Raw genomic sequence first — 1,263 nt, forward strand, 5'->3', positions numbered from 1 at the left:
TTTTGCATCCCTTAAGTACAAATATGATAAAATTAAACTCATCACTATTAAGTATGAATTGAGGAATTTAAAACATATGCGTAAAAAGAAACTTATTTCATTGTTAAGCTTAAGTATTTTAAGCGTAGCTTTACTTTCTGGCTGTAGCAATTTTGAAAATTGGGAGCTGTCTATGCGCTCTAAAATCGGTGCTTTACCATTGACAGTTTCCACTTATGATTCAAATGGACAAAAGATCGATCAAATTAAGGCAAAATCTGTTAATATTCATACAGATAAAAAGATGTCTCAAAAAGACAGCAATGGTAACGAAAAATCTAGCGTAATTGACATTGATTACGGTCACAACAGAATGATTCACGTAGGCTCCACTCTTATTGCCTATGAAGGACTAAAGAATTACGAAGATGAATTTAATAAGCATGTTAATATCAATGATCAAAACAAGGCTGTTCCACTATTAAATACTATGTATCAAAATTTTAAAAATGACTGGAATGGTGATGCTAAAGTAGTTATGATTAGAAGCCAACTAGGGATGCCAATTGCTGTATTCACTGGTAAAAACGTTTCTATCCATAAAAGTGATATGAAAAATGCTACCCAGTTTGTAATTGATGGTCATCGTCTTGTTGCTTATAGAGCTGATTACACTATTTATCCAATAGCTAGTTTAAAGAAATAATATATTAAAAAAGCGCCTCACACATGAGACGCCTTTTTAATTGATCCATCTAAAGATTGTAAAGCCATTTTGCCTTTTATTAAATTGGATCTTCAAGCACTATTATTCCTTAATTAAAGTATTGAAAGCTTCATTAGTAGCTACAATATCACCCATAACCTGGTTAACCCAATCGTTGAGTTTATCGTTATCATAGTTTTCAAGACCACCTTCAGTATCTCCAATATCAGCAATACCATTATTAAAGTCTACCATTTCAGTGATTAATCTTTCTGCAAAATCTTTAGTTGTACCGGCAAAATTATCCGCAAAGGTATCAACGTTACCATAAGCATCTGTGATATCACTAAAAGTTTGTACCATCTTGCTAAAAGTATCGTTCAAATTATTAACGTCTTCTTGAGTTGGTACAGTTAATTCTTCATTTTCATTATTAAGCTGCTCATCCAAACGAACACCGATATCATTTAATACTAAATGACCATCATACAAACGATTTAATAATTTAATACCACTTGGATTCTTAGCTTGAAAATTTACATCAATTTCTTCTGTCATAATTTTTCCTCGTCTTATAT

2 protein-coding genes are annotated in these 1,263 nt (G+C 31.6%); one reads left to right on the forward strand and one right to left on the reverse strand.

Annotated features, from left to right (window positions below; translation table 11 throughout):
- Window positions 1-76: 76 nt before the first annotated feature.
- The gene (locus tag CP368_RS09965; RefSeq protein WP_025005682.1) at window positions 77-685 is read left to right on the forward strand and encodes a DUF5052 family protein; all 609 of its coding nucleotides are present in this window, start codon (window positions 77-79) and stop codon (window positions 683-685) included.
- Between the two features lie 102 nt (window positions 686-787).
- On the opposite strand, the gene CP368_RS09970 is transcribed toward CP368_RS09965, so the two are convergent.
- Window positions 788-1,243, reverse strand: coding sequence for a hypothetical protein (locus CP368_RS09970; protein WP_098044372.1), 456 nt, complete (start codon window positions 1,241-1,243; stop codon window positions 788-790).
- Window positions 1,244-1,263: the final 20 nt, after the last annotated feature.

The organism is Lactobacillus sp. UMNPBX17 (genome assembly GCF_002553735.1).
GTDB lineage: Bacteria > Bacillota > Bacilli > Lactobacillales > Lactobacillaceae > Lactobacillus > Lactobacillus gallinarum.

What these genes read in the sequence shown, in the direction of transcription:
- CP368_RS09970 (WP_098044372.1), bottom strand. Translation starts at nt 1,243, where the DNA reads ATGACAGAAGAAATTGATGTAAATTTTCAAGCTAAGAATCCAAGTGGT.
- CP368_RS09965 (WP_025005682.1), top strand. Translation starts at nt 77, where the DNA reads ATGCGTAAAAAGAAACTTATTTCATTGTTAAGCTTAAGTATTTTAAGC.